Below are 14,608 nucleotides of genomic sequence, written 5' to 3'. Positions count from 1 at the left end.
CGCTCGTCGGCGCGTTTTTTTTGCTATCCGGTCCGCCCTTTGCGAGGGTGACCACCTGGAGATTCATTGCATGACCCAAGCTATCGTCGTGGCGGCGCTGTACAAGTTCGTCACCCTGAAAGATTACGTCGAGCTGCGCGAGCCGCTGCTCGAATCCATGCTGGCCAACGACATCAAGGGCACCTTGCTGCTGGCCGAAGAGGGCATCAACGGCACCGTCTCCGGCAGCCGTGAAGGTATCGACGGCCTGCTGGCCTGGCTGCGCAGCGATGAGCGCCTGGTGGATATCGACCACAAGGAATCCTACTGCGACGAACAACCGTTCTATCGCACCAAGGTCAAGCTCAAGAAAGAGATCGTCACCCTGGGCGTACCGGGCGTGGACCCGAACCACAAGGTCGGCACCTACGTCGAGGCCCAGGACTGGAACGCGCTGATCAGCGACCCCGAGGTGTTGCTGATCGACACTCGCAATGACTACGAAGTGGCCATCGGCACCTTCGAAGGCGCGATCGATCCGAAGACCACCACCTTCCGCGAGTTCCCCGAGTACATCAAGGCCAACTTCGACCCGGCCCGGCACAAGAAAGTGGCCATGTTCTGCACCGGTGGCATCCGCTGTGAAAAAGCCTCCAGCTACATGCTCGGTGAAGGTTTCGAAGAGGTCTATCATCTTAAGGGCGGGATCCTGAAATACCTCGAAGAGGTGCCTCAGGAGCAAAGCCGCTGGCAGGGCGACTGCTTCGTGTTCGACAACCGGGTCACCGTGCGTCACGACCTGAGCGAGGGCGACTACGACCAGTGCCATGCCTGCCGCACCCCGATCAGTGTGCAAGACCGTGCGTCCGAGCACTATTCGCCTGGCATCAGCTGCCCACATTGCTGGGACAGCCTGAGCGAGAAGACCCGACGCAGCGCCATTGACCGGCAGAAGCAGATCGAGCTGGCCAAGGCCCGTAACCAGCCACACCCGATCGGTCACAATTACCGCAAAGCTGCCGAGGCCTGACCGATGTCCGCACGCCTGCTCTATGTGATGGACCCGATGTGCTCCTGGTGCTGGGGTTTTGCGCCGGTGGCCAAGGCCCTTATCGCCCAGGCGCACGAAGCCGGGATCGAGACCCGCCTGGTGGTCGGTGGTTTGCGCACCGGCAGCAGTGCGCTGGATGCCTCGACCCGGCGCTACATCCTCGAGCACTGGCAGGCGGTCACCCAGGCCACGGGCCAGCCCTTTACCCTCGAAGGCGCCATGCCGGACGGTTTCGTTTATGACACCGAGCCTGCCTGCCGCGCGCTGGTGGCAGCCCGCAGTCTCGACGAACACCGCACCTGGTCGCTGCTGGCGGCCATCCAGCAGGCGTTCTACCAAGGTGGCAAGGACGTCACCCGCGCACCCGCACTGGTGGAGTTGGCCGAACAGGTCGGCTTCGACCGCACAGTGTTTGCCGAGCGCTTTACCAGCGCCGACGTGCGTGCGGCCACCGCTGCCGATTTCACCTGGGCCCAGGACCTGGGCATTGCCGGGTTCCCGACCTTGCTGGCCGAGCGCAATGGTCAACTGGCATTGCTGACCAACGGCTACCAGTCGCTCGATAGCCTCAGCCCGCTGCTCGGCCGCTGGCTGCAGCAGGCCGCCTGTGCTTGATCTGCCAGGGTCGCCCGACCCTGTGCCGGGGCCTTCTCCCGCTGTTGCCGATCGCTTGAGCTGGGCGGAGATCCGCCGCCTGGCCCTGCATCACAAGAAAGCCCTGTGGATCGCCAACGGCGTTGCCGTACTGGCGGCCCTGTGCAGTGTGCCCATCCCCTTGCTGTTGCCCTTGCTGGTCGACGAGGTGCTGCTCGGCCATGGTGATGCCGCGCTCAAATGGATGAACCATGTCCTGCCCGGCAACTGGCAGGTGGCGGCCGGCTACATCGGCCTGATGCTGCTGCTGACCCTGGGCCTGCGTTGTGCGGCGCTGGCCTTCAACGTGGTGCAGGCGAAACTGTTCGCAGGGCTTGCCAAGGACATCGTCTATCGCCTGCGTATCCGCCTGATCGAGCGGCTCAAGCGTATTTCCCTGAAGGAATACGAAAGTCTGGGCGCCGGTACCGTGACTACGCACCTGGTCACCGACCTGGATACCCTGGACAAGTTCGTCGGTGAAACCCTGAGCCGCTTCCTGGTGGCCATGTTGACCCTGACCGGCACCGCCGGGATCCTGATCTGGATGCACTGGAAGCTGGCCTTGCTGATCCTGTTGTTCAACCCCCTGGTGATCTTTGCCACGGTGCAACTGGGCAAGCGGGTCAAGCACCTGAAGAAGCTCGAAAACGACAGCACCTCACGCTTCACTCAGGCGTTGACCGAAACCCTGGACGCGATCCAGGAGATCCGCGCCAGCAACCGCCAGGGCTATTTCCTCGGTCGTCTTGGTGTGCGTGCCCAGGAGGTGCGCAACTATGCGGTGGCCTCGCAATGGAAAAGCGACGCCAGTGGCCGTGCCAGTGGTCTGCTGTTCCAGTTCGGCATCGATATCTTCCGCGCCGCGGCGATGCTCACGGTGCTGTTCTCCGACCTGTCCATCGGCCAGATGCTGGCCGTGTTCAGCTACCTCTGGTTCATGATCGGGCCGGTTGAGCAGTTGCTCAACCTGCAGTACGCCTACTATGCGGCGGGCGGCGCCCTGAGCCGCCTCAACGAACTGCTGGCGCGTGCCGACGAGCCGCAATTCCCTGGTGGCGTCGATCCGTTCAAGGGGCGCGACACCGTGGGTATCGAAGTCCAGGGCCTGCGCTTTGCCTATGCCGACGAGCCGGTGCTCGACCAGTTGAACTTGTCCATTGCCCCGGGCGAGAAAGTCGCCATCGTCGGCGCCAGTGGCGGCGGCAAGAGTACCCTGGTGCAACTGCTGCTCGGGCTCTACAGCGCCCAGGCCGGCACCATCCGCTTTGGTGGTTCGACCTTGCAGGACATCGGCCTGGAAACCCTGCGCGAGCATGTGGCCGTGGTGCTGCAGCACCCGTCGCTGTTCAATGACAGTGTGCGCGCCAACCTGACCATGGGTCGTGATTGCAGCGACGAGGCCTGCTGGCAAGCGCTGGCCATCGCCCAGCTCGATGCCACCATCGCCGCCATGCCGCGTGGCCTGGACACCGTGGTCGGGCGTTCGGGCGTGCGCCTGTCGGGTGGTCAGCGCCAGCGTCTGGCGATTGCGCGGATGGTCCTGGCCGAGCCCAAGGTGGTCATTCTCGACGAGGCCACCTCGGCCCTGGATGCGGCCACTGAATACAACCTGCATCAGGCTTTGGCACGCTTCCTGAGCGCCCGCACCACGCTGATCATTGCCCATCGCCTGTCGGCAGTGAAGCAGGCCGATCGCGTGTTGGTCTTCGATGGCGGGCATGTGGCCGAAGACGGCGATCACCAGCAATTGATCGCCGATGGCGGCTTATACGCCAAGTTATATGGTCATTTGCAACAGAGTTGAGCGCAAAGTGATGCCGGGCCGCGAAAAGCGCTCCAGCTTTCATGGCAAATAGCCTAGTCTGTGCATCAACAATAGTGAGATTCATCCGGCTCTGTGTGCAAGGGACCTCATGAACCGAAAACGGACTCTCGAAGCGCCGAAGTTGTTGGGCATCATCTGGCCCTTTGTCGCGGTCGTACTGTTTCAGGCAATGCTGGGGAGCATCAGCCTGTACGCCTTGTCGGCGGTGCGTGGTTATGTGGCGGGGGAGAGCCTCTGGTCCAAGGGGCAGAAGGATGCAATCTACTACCTCAACCTCTATGCCGACAGCCGCGACGAGGCCACCTTCCAGAAGTACCGCAAGGCCATCGCCGTGCCCCAGGGCGGGCATGACCTGCGCGTTGCCCTGGACCTGCCGACGCCGGACCTGGATGCCGCACGCCGTGGCATTCTCCAGGGGGGTAATCATCCTGACGACGTCTCCAGCCTGATCTGGTTGTACCTGAACTTTCACCAGGTCAGTTACCTGGAAAAAGCCATTGAGCTGTGGGCCGTGGGCGACGGTTTTCTCTATCAGCTCAACGAAGTTGCCGAACAGATGCACCAGGGCTTTGCCTCGGGCAAGGCCGATGGCCGCGCCGTGGCCGAATGGAAAGCGCGCATCGCCGCCATTAACGATGAGGTGACCCCGGCCGCCCGGGCCTTCAGCGATGCCCTGGGTGAGGGCTCGCGCATGCTGCTGCGGGTGCTGCTGGCAACCAACCTGGCCACCGCCTTGTTCCTGATCGCCCTGGCCTGGTTGCGCTCCAGCAAGTTGCTGACCCAGCGTCAGGCTTTTGCCAATGCCTTGCAGGTCGAGAAGGAGCGGGCGCAGATCACCCTGGAGTCCATCGGCGATGGCGTAATCACCACCGACGTCGAAGGCTGTATCACCTACATGAACCCGGCTGCCGAACAGCTGACCCACTGGCATGCCGCCCAGGCCCAGGGGCTGCCGCTGGCGGCGCTGTTCAGCCTGCTCGACGACAACGCCGAGAAAGACAGCCTGACCCTGGTCGAGCACATCCTCAGTGGTACCCTGCAGAGCGGCAGCGACCACGCCAAGCTGATCCAGCGCCTGGACGGCAGCACCGTGTCGGTCACCCTGGTCGGGGCGCCGATCATGGCCGAAGGAAGGATCAGCGGTATCGTCCTGGTGCTGCACGACATGACCCAGGAGCGTCAGTACATCGCCAACCTGTCCTGGCAGGCGACCCACGACGCCCTGACCGGGCTGGCCAACCGCCGCGAATTCGAATACCGCCTGGAGCAGGCCTTGAACGGCCTGGCGCGCAAGCCGGCCCGTCATGCCCTGATGTTCCTCGACCTGGATCAGTTCAAACTGGTCAACGACACCTGCGGTCATGCCGCCGGCGATGAGTTGCTGCGGCACATCTGCGCAGTGTTGCAGGCCGGGCTGCGCGAGGGCGACACCCTGGCCCGCCTGGGCGGCGACGAGTTCGGCATCCTGCTGGAGAACTGCCCGCAGGAGCAGGCCGAGCGCATCGCCGAGGGCCTGCGCCAGGCGGTGCAGAGCCTGCATTTTGTCTGGAAGGGGCGGCCGTTCATGACCACGGTGAGTGTCGGCCTGGTGCATATAGCCCAGGCGCCTGTCACCCTGGAAGCCTCCCTGCGTGCGGCTGACATGGCCTGCTACATGGCCAAGGAAAAGGGCCGCAACCGGGTCCAGGTGTACCATGCCGACGACAGCGAGCTGTCCATGCGCTTCGGTGAAATGGCCTGGATCCAGCGCCTGCACGTGGCCCTGGAAGAGAATCGCTTCTGCCTCTATGCCCAGGAGATCGCGGCCCTGGGGCCTGATGACAGTGGCGGGCACATCGAAATCCTCCTGCGCCTGCATGATGAAAGCGGGCGGATCATCCTGCCCGACAGCTTCATTCCGGCCGCCGAGCGCTATGGCCTGATGACAGCCCTGGACCGTTGGGTGGTGCGCAGTGTCTTCAAGGTCATCCGCCAGTGCCTGAACGAGCGGCGAGACGGTCCCCTGGCCATGTGCGCGATCAACCTGTCGGGCAGCAGCATCGGCGATGACAAGTTCCTGGAGTATCTGCAGCGCCTGTTTGGCGAGTACGGCATTCCACCGCACATGATTTGTTTTGAAATTACCGAAACCAGTGCTATTGCCAATCTGGGCAGCGCTATTCGCTTCATCAATGAACTCAAGGGCCTGGGCTGTCGATTCTCCCTGGATGATTTCTGCGCCGGGATGTCGTCGTTCGCATATTTGAAACATTTGCCTGTAGACTTCCTGAAGATCGACGGAAGTTTCGTCAAAGACATGCTCGATGACCCGGTCAACCGCGCCATGGTCGAGGTGATCAACCATATCGGGCATGTCATGGGCAAGCGCACCATCGCCGAGTTCGTCGAGACCCCGTTGATCGAGCAAGCATTACAAGAGATAGGCGTCGACTACGCCCAGGGCTACCTGATCGAGCGACCGCAGGTGTTCACCTGCGAAAGCCTGCAACGCCAACGGACTGCCACAAGGCCCTTGTTGTCCAGGGCACCCGGGACCTTTCGCTGAAGGTCCGCACGATAATCACAAGGAACAAGGAGCTGACAGTGATTGACGCGTTCATTCGTACCGGTCCATTGATGGACCCCACCAGTTACCCGCTCTGGGCCCAACAACTGATCAAGGACTGCTTCGAGAGCAAGCGCCGGGTCGTCGAACATGAACTTTACCAACGCATGCGTGACGGACGCCTGAGCGGCCGCACCATGCGCCAGTACCTGATCGGTGGCTGGCCGGTGGTCGAACAGTTCTCCCTGTACATGGCCCAGAACCTGACCAAGACCCGCTACGCCCGCCATCCTGGGGAGGATATGGCGCGCCGCTGGCTGATGCGCAACATCCGCGTCGAGCTCAATCATGCCGATTACTGGCTGTACTGGAGCCAGGCCCATGGTGTCAGCCTGGAAGACCTGCAGGCCCAGGATGTGCCGACCGAACTCAACGGCCTGAGCGACTGGTGCTGGCATACCTGTGCGGCCGATTCACTGGTGGTGGCCATCGCGGCGACCAACTATGCGATCGAAGGGGCGACGGGGGAGTGGTCGGCGGTGGTCTGTTCGACCGGCGTCTATGCCCAGGGCTTCCCGGAAGAGGGCCGCAAGCGCGCCATGAAGTGGCTGAAGATGCATGCCCAGTACGACGACGCCCACCCGTGGGAAGCGCTGGAAATCGTCTGCACCCTGGCGGGCAATAATCCGTCCCAGGCCTTGCAGGTGGAACTGCGTCGGGCGATCTGCAAGAGCTACGACTACATGTTCCTGTTCCTTGAGCGCTGCATGCAGCTGGAACAGCGCCAGCCCGCCCGTCTCCAGGCGGAACTGGCCGAAGGCTGATTACTGGGCGTTGAACGCCTGGCCATTGACGCCGCTGCTGTCCGGGCCCATCAGGTACAGGTAGACCGGCATGATCTGCTCGGGCAGCGGGTTGTTTTCCGGATTCTCGCCCGGGTAGGCCTGGGCGCGCATGCTGGTGCGGGTGGCGCCCGGGTTCACGCTGTTGGCACGTACCGGCGCCACGCCTTCCAGTTCGTCGGCGAGGGTCTGCATCAGGCCTTCGGTGGCGAACTTCGATACCCCATAGGCACCCCAGTAGGCCCGGCCTTTGCGCCCGACGCTGCTGGAGGTGAAGATCACCGAAGCATCCTTGGACAGCTTGAGCAGCGGCAGCAGGGTGCTGGTCAGCATGAACATGGCGTTGACGTTGATCTGCATCACGCGCATGAAGTTGTCGCCCGACAGCTGTTCCAGTGGCGTGCGAGGGCCAATGATCGAGGCGTTGTGCAGCAAGCCGTCGAGGTGGCCGAACTCGCCTTCGATCATGGCTGCCAGCTCGTCATACTGGTGCGGCAGGGCGGTTTCCAGGTTGAACGGAATGACCGCAGGCTTGGGGTGCCCGGCGGCTTCGATCTCGTCATAGACCTGGGTCAGGTTGCCTTCGGTCTTGCCCAGCAGCAGCACGGTGGCGCCATGGGCGGCGTAGGCCTTGGCGGCTGCTGCGCCGATACCGCGACCTGCACCGGTAACCAGGATGGTGCGGCCCTTGAGCAGGTCGGGGCGGGCGGAGTATTCGAACATGGGGTTGCCTCTTGCAAATGGGGGTGGCTTCATCGCGGGGCAAGCCCGCTCCTACAGCTGTGTGTGGGAGCGGGCTTGCCCCGCGATCACGGTCAGCAACCGCAAAGCGCGCTATCAAGCACCTTGCGCAGCTCCAGCGGATGATCGACCACCACATCCGCGCCCCAGTTGTTGGGGTTGTCGTCAGGGTGAATATAGCCGTAGCGGACCGCCGCGGTGCGGGTGCCGGCATCGCGGCCGGACTCGATGTCGCGCAGGTCGTCGCCGACGAATAGGACGCTGGCCGGGTCCAGATCCAGGGTCTTGCAGGCGAGGATCAGCGGCTCGGGGTCCGGCTTGCTGTTCTTCACGTGGTCCGGGCAGATCAGCAGGGCCGAGCGCTCGGCCAGGCCCAGCTGCTGCATGATAGGTTCGGCAAAGCGCACCGGCTTGTTGGTTACCACGCCCCACAGCAGATTGGCTTTCTCGATGTCGGCCAGCAGTTCGGCCATGCCGTCGTAGAGCTTGCTGTGCACCGCGCAGCCTTGCTGGTAGCGCTCAAGGAACTCCAGGCGCAGGGCCTCGAACTCCGGCGCTTCGGGGTCCAGGCCGAAGGTCGCTGAAACCATCGCTTTGGCGCCGCCGGAAACCACGTCGCGGATGCGCTGGTCATCAATGGCCGGCAGGCCGCGGTCGGCCAGCATGCCCTGGCAGATGGCGATGAAATCCGGCGCCGTGTCGAGCAGGGTGCCGTCCATGTCGAAAAGTACCGCTCGCAAACGCATGCTCATTCCTCGCGCAGGGTCTGGATCATGTAGTTGACGTCAACGTCGTTGGCCAGCTTGTAGTGCTTGGTCAGCGGGTTGTAGGTCAGGCCGATGATGTCCTTGACACTCAGGCCCGCCTCGCGGCTCCAGGCGCCCAGTTCCGAAGGACGGATGAATTTCTTGAAGTCGTGGGTGCCGCGCGGCAGCAGCTTCATGATGTACTCGGCGCCGATGATCGCGAACAGGTAGGCCTTGGGGTTGCGGTTGATGGTCGAGAAGAACACCTGGCCGCCGGGCTTGACCATGCGAAAGCAGGCGCGAATCACCGAGGACGGGTCGGGCACGTGCTCGAGCATCTCAAGGCAGGTGACCACGTCGAACTGCTCGGGCATCTCCTCGGCCAGGGCTTCGGCGGTGATCTGCCGGTACTCGACCTCTACCCCGGACTCCAGTTGATGCAACTGGGCCACGGCCAGCGGCGCTTCGCCCATGTCGATGCCGGTCACGGTAGCGCCGCGCAGGGCCATGGCTTCGCTGAGGATGCCGCCGCCGCAGCCGACGTCCAAGACCTTCTTGCCGGCCAGCTTGACCCGCTCGTCGATCCAGTTGACCCGCAGCGGGTTGATATCGTGCAGCGGCTTGAACTCGCTCTCGCGGTCCCACCAACGGTGGGCCAGGGCTTCGAACTTGGCGATTTCGGCGTGGTCGACGTTGCTCATGGAACAGTCCTCTGAAACTCTGATAAAGGTGTCACGGGCCGGCAGCGGTGGCTGCCAGCAGGTTATTCGTTGCGTTCACCGATCCGCTGGCCCCAGGCGCACGCGGTGGCATGCAGGGCCTGCTCGTCCAGGCGGGTCAGGCGACGCTCGTCCAGCAGTTGTTTGCCGGCAACCCAGACGTGCTTCACGCAGTCACGGCTGCTGGCGTAGATCAATTGTGAAACCGGGTCGTAGACCGGCTGCTGGGCCAGGCCCGACAGGTCGAAGGCGACGATGTCGGCAGCCTTGCCCGGTTCCAGCGACCCGGTCACGGCTTCCAGGCCCAGGGCCCGGGCGCCGTTGAGCGTTGCCATGCGCAGCGCCCGGTGGGCGTCCAGCGCGGCGGCCGAGCCGGCTACGGCCTTGGCCAGCAGGGCGGCGGTACGGGTTTCGCCGAGCAGGTCGAGGTCGTTGTTGCTGGCCGCGCCATCGGTGCCCACGGCCACGTTGACGCCCGCCTGCCACAGGCGCTCGACCGGGCAGAAGCCGCTGGCGAGCTTGAGGTTGGACTCGGGGCAGTGCACCACGCTGGTGTTGCTTTCTACCAGCAGGGCCAGGTCGTCGTCGCTGACCTGGGTCATGTGCACTGCCTGCAGCCGTGGCCCGAGCAGGCCCAGGCGGGCGAGGCGGGCCAGCGGGCGCTCACCGCGGGTGGCCAGGGACTGCTCGACCTCGAAGGCGGTTTCGTGGATGTGCATGTGGATCGGCGCATCCAGTTCCTCGGCGATCACCCGGATCTTCTCCAGGTTCTCATCGCTCACCGTGTACGGCGCATGCGGGCCCATGGCCACGGAGATGCGCGGGTGGTGACGCAGGTCGCCGAACAGCTCCACGGCCAGGTGCAGGGCTTCATCGGTGCTGCGTGCGCCGGGGATCGGGAAGTCCAGCAGCGGCACGGCGATCTGTGCGCGGATGCCGCTGTTATGGACCCGCTCGCTGGCGATCCGGGGGTAGAAGTACATGTCGGCAAAGCAGGTGACGCCACCCTTGATCTGCTCGGCGATGGCCAGGTCCGTGCCGTCGCGGACGAAATCCTCGTCGACCCAGCGACCTTCGGCCGGCCAGATGTGCTCTTCGAGCCAGGTCATCAGCGGCAGGTCGTCGGCCAGGCCGCGGAACAGGCTCATGGCGGCGTGGCCGTGGGCGTTGATCAGTCCGGGCGCCAGCAGGCAGCCCGGCAGTTCGCGGGTTTCGGCCGGGGCCAGGCGGGCGGCCTGTTCGCGCGGGCCGATAAAAACGATTTGCCCGTCGCGAATGCCCAGTCCATGCTCCTTCAATACCACCCCGGCAGGTTCGACAGGCACCAGCCAGGTCGGCAGGAGCAGCAGGTCGAGCGGTGTAGCGGGTTTGGGCATGGCAGGGTTTCCCTGGGTCGCATGGGCTGAGGGCGAAGTATACCCGAGCGTCCGCGCCGGGGGCTCGCTATAATCGCCCGCTTTTGATGTCCGACTGATGGGGTGAGGCATGCGCGATCAATTAATGGCGGCAGAGAAGGTGACGGCCATCGATTGGCGCGACGGCGTCCTGTACCTGCTCGACCAGCGTGCGCTGCCGTTCGAGCAGACCTGGCAGTCCTGCGCCGATGCGGCGGCGGTGGCCGAGGCGATTCGTGGCCGGGTGGTGCGCGGTGCGCCGGCCATCGGCATCAGTGCCGCCTACGGCCTGGCCATGGCCGTGCGCCAGCGCCTGGCCGAGGGCGATGATTGGGAGCGGGCCCTGGAGGAAGACTTCGAGCTGCTGGGCGAGGCACGGCCCACCGCCGCCAACCTGTTCTGGGCGCTCAATCGCATGCGCGAACGCCTGTTGCGGGTAAAGGAGGGTGAGGATGTGGCGGCGATCATGGCCGCTGAAGCCATTGCCATCCACGACAGTGACCGCGAAGCCAACCTGACCATGGCCCAGCTCGGCGTCGACCTGATCCGCAAGCACCAGGGCAGCGAGCAGGCCCTGTTGACCCACTGCAATACCGGGGCCCTTGCCACTGGTGGCTTTGGCACCGCGCTTGGGGTGATTCGTGCGGCACATCTGGAAGGGATGGTCGAGCGGGTGCATGTCAACGAAACCCGTCCCTGGCTGCAAGGCTCGCGGCTGACGGCCTGGGAGCTGGCCGGCGAGGGCATCCCGGTGACCATCCACGCCGACTCTGCCGCTGCGCACCTGATGAAAACCAAGGGCATTACCTGGGTCATCGTCGGTGCCGACCGCATCACCGCCAATGGCGATGTGGTCAACAAGATCGGTACCTACCAGCTGGCAGTCACCGCCATGCACCATGGCGTGCGCTTCATGGTGGTGGCGCCCAGCTCCAGCATCGACATGAATCTGGAAAGTGGCGAGGACGTCTACCTTGAAGAGCGCGGTGCCGGTGAACTACTGGAAGTGGAGGGCAGGCACCTGGGCCCCGGGGTGGAAGCTTTCAGTCCGGCCTTTGATGTGACTCCAGCGGACCTGGTCGATGTTATCGTGACCGAAAAAGGCATCGTTGAGCGTCCCGACGCGGTCAAGATGGCGCAACTGATGTGCCGCAAGCGTTTGCATTGAGGGTGTGTCCTGCGCTGGCGGCCTGTTGCGGCGGCTGTCGCACGTTGCAGACGAGCAGTAGGGTAGTAGTGCCGCAGCCTACTCCCACCGTCTGGGCGATTGTGGTAACATCCGACGGTTTCCAAGGCAGCCCCGCGGGGTTGTCTTTACTGCGCAGATCCATGGCTTAACTCGTTGATTTGTCGTAAGTCGTTGCAAAGTGTCACTTTGCGGCGACGAGCTTCGTTCGTCCCATATGGATGTGACGAGGTTTCACCAGAAAAAGGAATCAGGCTTCTCATGGGCGAACTGGCCAAAGAAATCCTCCCGGTCAATATCGAAGACGAACTGAGACAGTCCTACCTCGACTACGCGATGAGCGTCATTGTCGGGCGTGCGCTGCCCGATGCGCGTGATGGCTTGAAGCCCGTGCATCGCCGTGTTCTCTATGCGATGAGCGAGCTGGGCAACGACTGGAACAAACCGTACAAGAAATCCGCCCGTGTGGTCGGTGACGTGATCGGTAAGTATCACCCCCACGGTGATACTGCGGTCTACGACACCATCGTGCGCATGGCGCAGCCGTTCTCGCTGCGCTACCTGCTGGTCGACGGTCAGGGCAACTTCGGTTCGGTGGACGGCGACAACGCCGCGGCCATGCGATACACCGAAGTGCGCATGACCAAACTGGCCCATGAGCTGCTGGCCGACCTGCACAAGGAAACCGTCGACTGGGTGCCCAACTACGACGGCACCGAACAGATCCCGGCGGTCATGCCGACCAAGATCCCCAACCTGCTGGTCAACGGTTCCAGCGGTATTGCCGTGGGCATGGCAACCAACATTCCGCCGCACAACCTCGGTGAAGTCATCGATGGTTGCCTGGCGCTGATCGACAACGCCGACATCACGGTCGATGAGCTGATGCAGTTCATCCCGGGCCCGGACTTCCCGACCGCCGGCATCATCAACGGTCGCCAGGGCATCATCGAGGCCTACCGAACCGGTCGTGGCCGGATCTACATGCGCGCCCGCTCCAGCGTCGAAGACATCGACAAGGTCGGTGGCCGCCAGCAGATCGTCGTCACCGAGCTGCCCTACCAGCTGAACAAGGCCCGCCTGATCGAGAAGATCGCCGAGCTGGTCAAGGAAAAGAAACTCGAAGGCATCACCGAGCTGCGCGACGAGTCCGACAAGGACGGCATGCGCATCGTCATCGAGCTGCGCCGTGGCGAGGTGCCTGAGGTCATCCTCAACAACCTCTACGCCCAGACCCAGCTGCAGAGCGTGTTCGGCATCAACATCGTGGCGCTGATCGACGGCCGTCCGCGGGTGCTGAACCTCAAGGACCTGCTCGAAGCCTTCGTCCGTCACCGCCGTGAAGTGGTGACCCGCCGTACCGTCTTCGAACTGCGCAAGGCCCGCGAGCGCGGCCATATCCTTGAAGGCCAGGCGGTTGCCCTGTCCAACATCGATCCGGTCATCGCCCTGATCAAGGCCTCGCCGACCCCGTCCGAGGCCAAGGAAGCGCTGGTCAGCACGCCGTGGGAATCCAGCGCCGTGCAGGTGATGGTCGAGCGCGCCGGCGCCGACTCCTGCCGCCCGGAAAACCTCGACGAGCAATACGGCCTGCGCGACGGCAAGTACTTCCTGTCGCCGGAACAGGCCCAGGCCATCCTCGACCTGCGCCTGCACCGCCTGACCGGTCTTGAGCACGAGAAGCTGCTGGCCGAGTACCAGGAGATCCTCAACCAGATTGGCGAGCTGATCCGCATCCTCAGCAGCGCCGAGCGCCTGATGGAAGTGATCCGTGAAGAGCTGGAACTGATTCGCGCCGAGTACGGCGACGTGCGCCGCACCGAGATCCTCGATGCGCGCCTGGACCTGACCCTGGGTGACATGATTCCGGAAGAAGACCGGGTCGTGACCATCTCCCACGGCGGCTACGCCAAGACCCAGCCACTGGCGGCCTACCAGGCCCAGCGCCGTGGCGGCAAGGGCAAGTCGGCCACCGGCGTCAAGGACGAGGACTACATCTCGCACCTGCTGGTCGCCAACAGCCACACCACGCTGCTGCTGTTCTCCAGCAAGGGCAAGGTGTACTGGCTCAAGACCTACGAAATCCCCGAGGCCTCCCGTGCCGCGCGCGGTCGACCGCTGGTCAACCTGCTGCCGCTGGACGAGGGCGAGTACATTTCGACCATGCTGCCGGTCGAGGAATACACCGAAGGTCACTTCATCTTCATGGCGACCGCCAACGGCACCGTGAAGAAGACCCCGCTGGAATCCTTCAGCCGCCAGCGCAGCGTCGGCCTGATCGCCCTGGAACTGGACGAAGGCGACGTGCTGATTTCCGCGGCCATCACCGATGGCGAGCGTGAGGTGATGCTGTTCTCCGACGCCGGCAAGGTCACCCGTTTCAAGGAGTCCGATGTTCGCGCCATGGGCCGTACCGCCCGCGGTGTGCGCGGCATGCGCCTGGGTGAAGGGCAGAAGCTGATCTCCATGATCATTCCGGAGGAGGGCAGCCAGATCCTCACCGCCTCCGAGCGTGGTTACGGCAAGCGCACCGAAATCGGCGAGTTCCCCGAGTACAAGCGTGGCGGCCAGGGTGTTATCGCCATGGTCAGCAACGAGCGTAACGGTCGCCTGGTCGGTGCCGTGCAGGTGCAGGACGGCGAGGAGATCATGCTGATCTCCGACCAGGGCACCCTGGTCCGTACCCGCGTCGGCGAGGTCTCCAGCCTGGGTCGAAACACCCAGGGCGTGACCCTGATCAAGCTGGCCAATGACGAGACCCTGGTGGGTCTGGAGCGTGTCCAGGAGCCGTCCGAAGAGGAAGGCGACGAGGACTTCGCCGACGAAGCTGACGCCGTCGAGGCACCAGAGGCCCAGGCCGCTGGCGACGAAGAGGCGCCGCAGGAATAAACCAAGCAGTACCCTGGTGGGGTGGTCGCGGCGACGCAGTCCTTGCGCGGCGCGG

General features: G+C 63.9%; 11 protein-coding genes. 7 read left to right on the top strand and 4 right to left on the bottom strand.

Annotation, left to right across the window (positions count from 1 at the left end; translation table 11 throughout):
* The first annotated feature begins 70 nt into the window (after positions 1-70).
* From ACIQUS_RS11090 to ACIQUS_RS11070, 5 genes are all read left to right on the top strand, one after another.
* Positions 71-1,009 carry a rhodanese-related sulfurtransferase gene (locus tag ACIQUS_RS11090; RefSeq protein ID WP_403046699.1) on the top strand — a complete coding sequence of 313 codons (939 nt, stop codon included), beginning with the start codon at positions 71-73 and terminating at the stop codon, positions 1,007-1,009.
* A 3-nt stretch (positions 1,010-1,012) separates the two neighbouring features.
* A complete protein-coding gene (locus ACIQUS_RS11085) occupies positions 1,013-1,645 on the top strand; it encodes a DsbA family protein (protein ID WP_403046697.1) in 633 nt (210 codons plus the stop codon).
* The gene (locus ACIQUS_RS11080) at positions 1,638-3,470 is read left to right on the top strand and encodes an ABC transporter ATP-binding protein (RefSeq protein ID WP_403046694.1); all 1,833 of its coding nucleotides are present in this window, start codon (positions 1,638-1,640) and stop codon (positions 3,468-3,470) included. The genes ACIQUS_RS11085 and ACIQUS_RS11080 overlap by 8 nt, the downstream gene beginning before the upstream one ends.
* Before the next feature lie 109 nt (positions 3,471-3,579).
* Positions 3,580-6,036: an EAL domain-containing protein gene (locus ACIQUS_RS11075; protein ID WP_403046691.1), complete on the top strand. Its 2,457-nt coding sequence runs from the start codon at positions 3,580-3,582 to the stop codon at positions 6,034-6,036.
* Between the two features lie 71 nt (positions 6,037-6,107).
* A complete protein-coding gene (locus tag ACIQUS_RS11070; RefSeq protein ID WP_403046813.1) occupies positions 6,108-6,860 on the top strand; it encodes a TenA family transcriptional regulator in 753 nt (250 codons plus the stop codon).
* Here ACIQUS_RS11070 and ACIQUS_RS11065 read toward each other — a convergent pair whose 3' ends face one another.
* The 4 genes from ACIQUS_RS11065 to ACIQUS_RS11050 all read right to left on the bottom strand — a co-directional run bounded on the left by ACIQUS_RS11065 (position 6,861) and on the right by ACIQUS_RS11050 (position 10,460).
* Positions 6,861-7,601 (bottom strand): YciK family oxidoreductase, encoded by a 741-nt coding sequence (locus tag ACIQUS_RS11065; protein WP_403046688.1) that lies wholly within the window; start codon positions 7,599-7,601, stop codon positions 6,861-6,863.
* A 92-nt stretch (positions 7,602-7,693) separates the two neighbouring features.
* Positions 7,694-8,365, bottom strand: coding sequence for an N-acetylmuramic acid 6-phosphate phosphatase MupP (mupP, locus tag ACIQUS_RS11060; protein ID WP_403046686.1), 672 nt, complete (start codon positions 8,363-8,365; stop codon positions 7,694-7,696).
* A 2-nt stretch (positions 8,366-8,367) separates the two neighbouring features.
* Positions 8,368-9,066 carry a bifunctional 2-polyprenyl-6-hydroxyphenol methylase/3-demethylubiquinol 3-O-methyltransferase UbiG gene (gene ubiG / locus ACIQUS_RS11055; protein ID WP_403046684.1) on the bottom strand — a complete coding sequence of 233 codons (699 nt, stop codon included), beginning with the start codon at positions 9,064-9,066 and terminating at the stop codon, positions 8,368-8,370.
* A 62-nt stretch (positions 9,067-9,128) separates the two neighbouring features.
* Positions 9,129-10,460: a TRZ/ATZ family hydrolase gene (locus ACIQUS_RS11050; RefSeq protein WP_403046681.1), complete on the bottom strand. Its 1,332-nt coding sequence runs from the start codon at positions 10,458-10,460 to the stop codon at positions 9,129-9,131.
* 109 nt (positions 10,461-10,569) lie between these two features.
* Between ACIQUS_RS11050 and mtnA the strand changes: the two genes are divergently transcribed.
* Positions 10,570-11,646 carry an S-methyl-5-thioribose-1-phosphate isomerase gene (gene mtnA, locus ACIQUS_RS11045; RefSeq protein ID WP_403046679.1) on the top strand — a complete coding sequence of 359 codons (1,077 nt, stop codon included), beginning with the start codon at positions 10,570-10,572 and terminating at the stop codon, positions 11,644-11,646.
* A 279-nt stretch (positions 11,647-11,925) separates the two neighbouring features.
* Complete coding sequence (gene gyrA, locus ACIQUS_RS11040; RefSeq protein ID WP_403046677.1) at positions 11,926-14,553, top strand: DNA gyrase subunit A; 2,628 nt, start codon at positions 11,926-11,928, stop codon at positions 14,551-14,553.
* Positions 14,554-14,608: the final 55 nt, after the last annotated feature.

Origin of the sequence: Pseudomonas sp. NPDC090755, assembly GCF_044769005.1 — a bacterium.
GTDB lineage: Bacteria > Pseudomonadota > Gammaproteobacteria > Pseudomonadales > Pseudomonadaceae > Aquipseudomonas.
The sequence above is the reverse complement of the archived record's forward strand: the minus strand, read 5'-3'. Positions and strand labels throughout refer to the sequence as shown.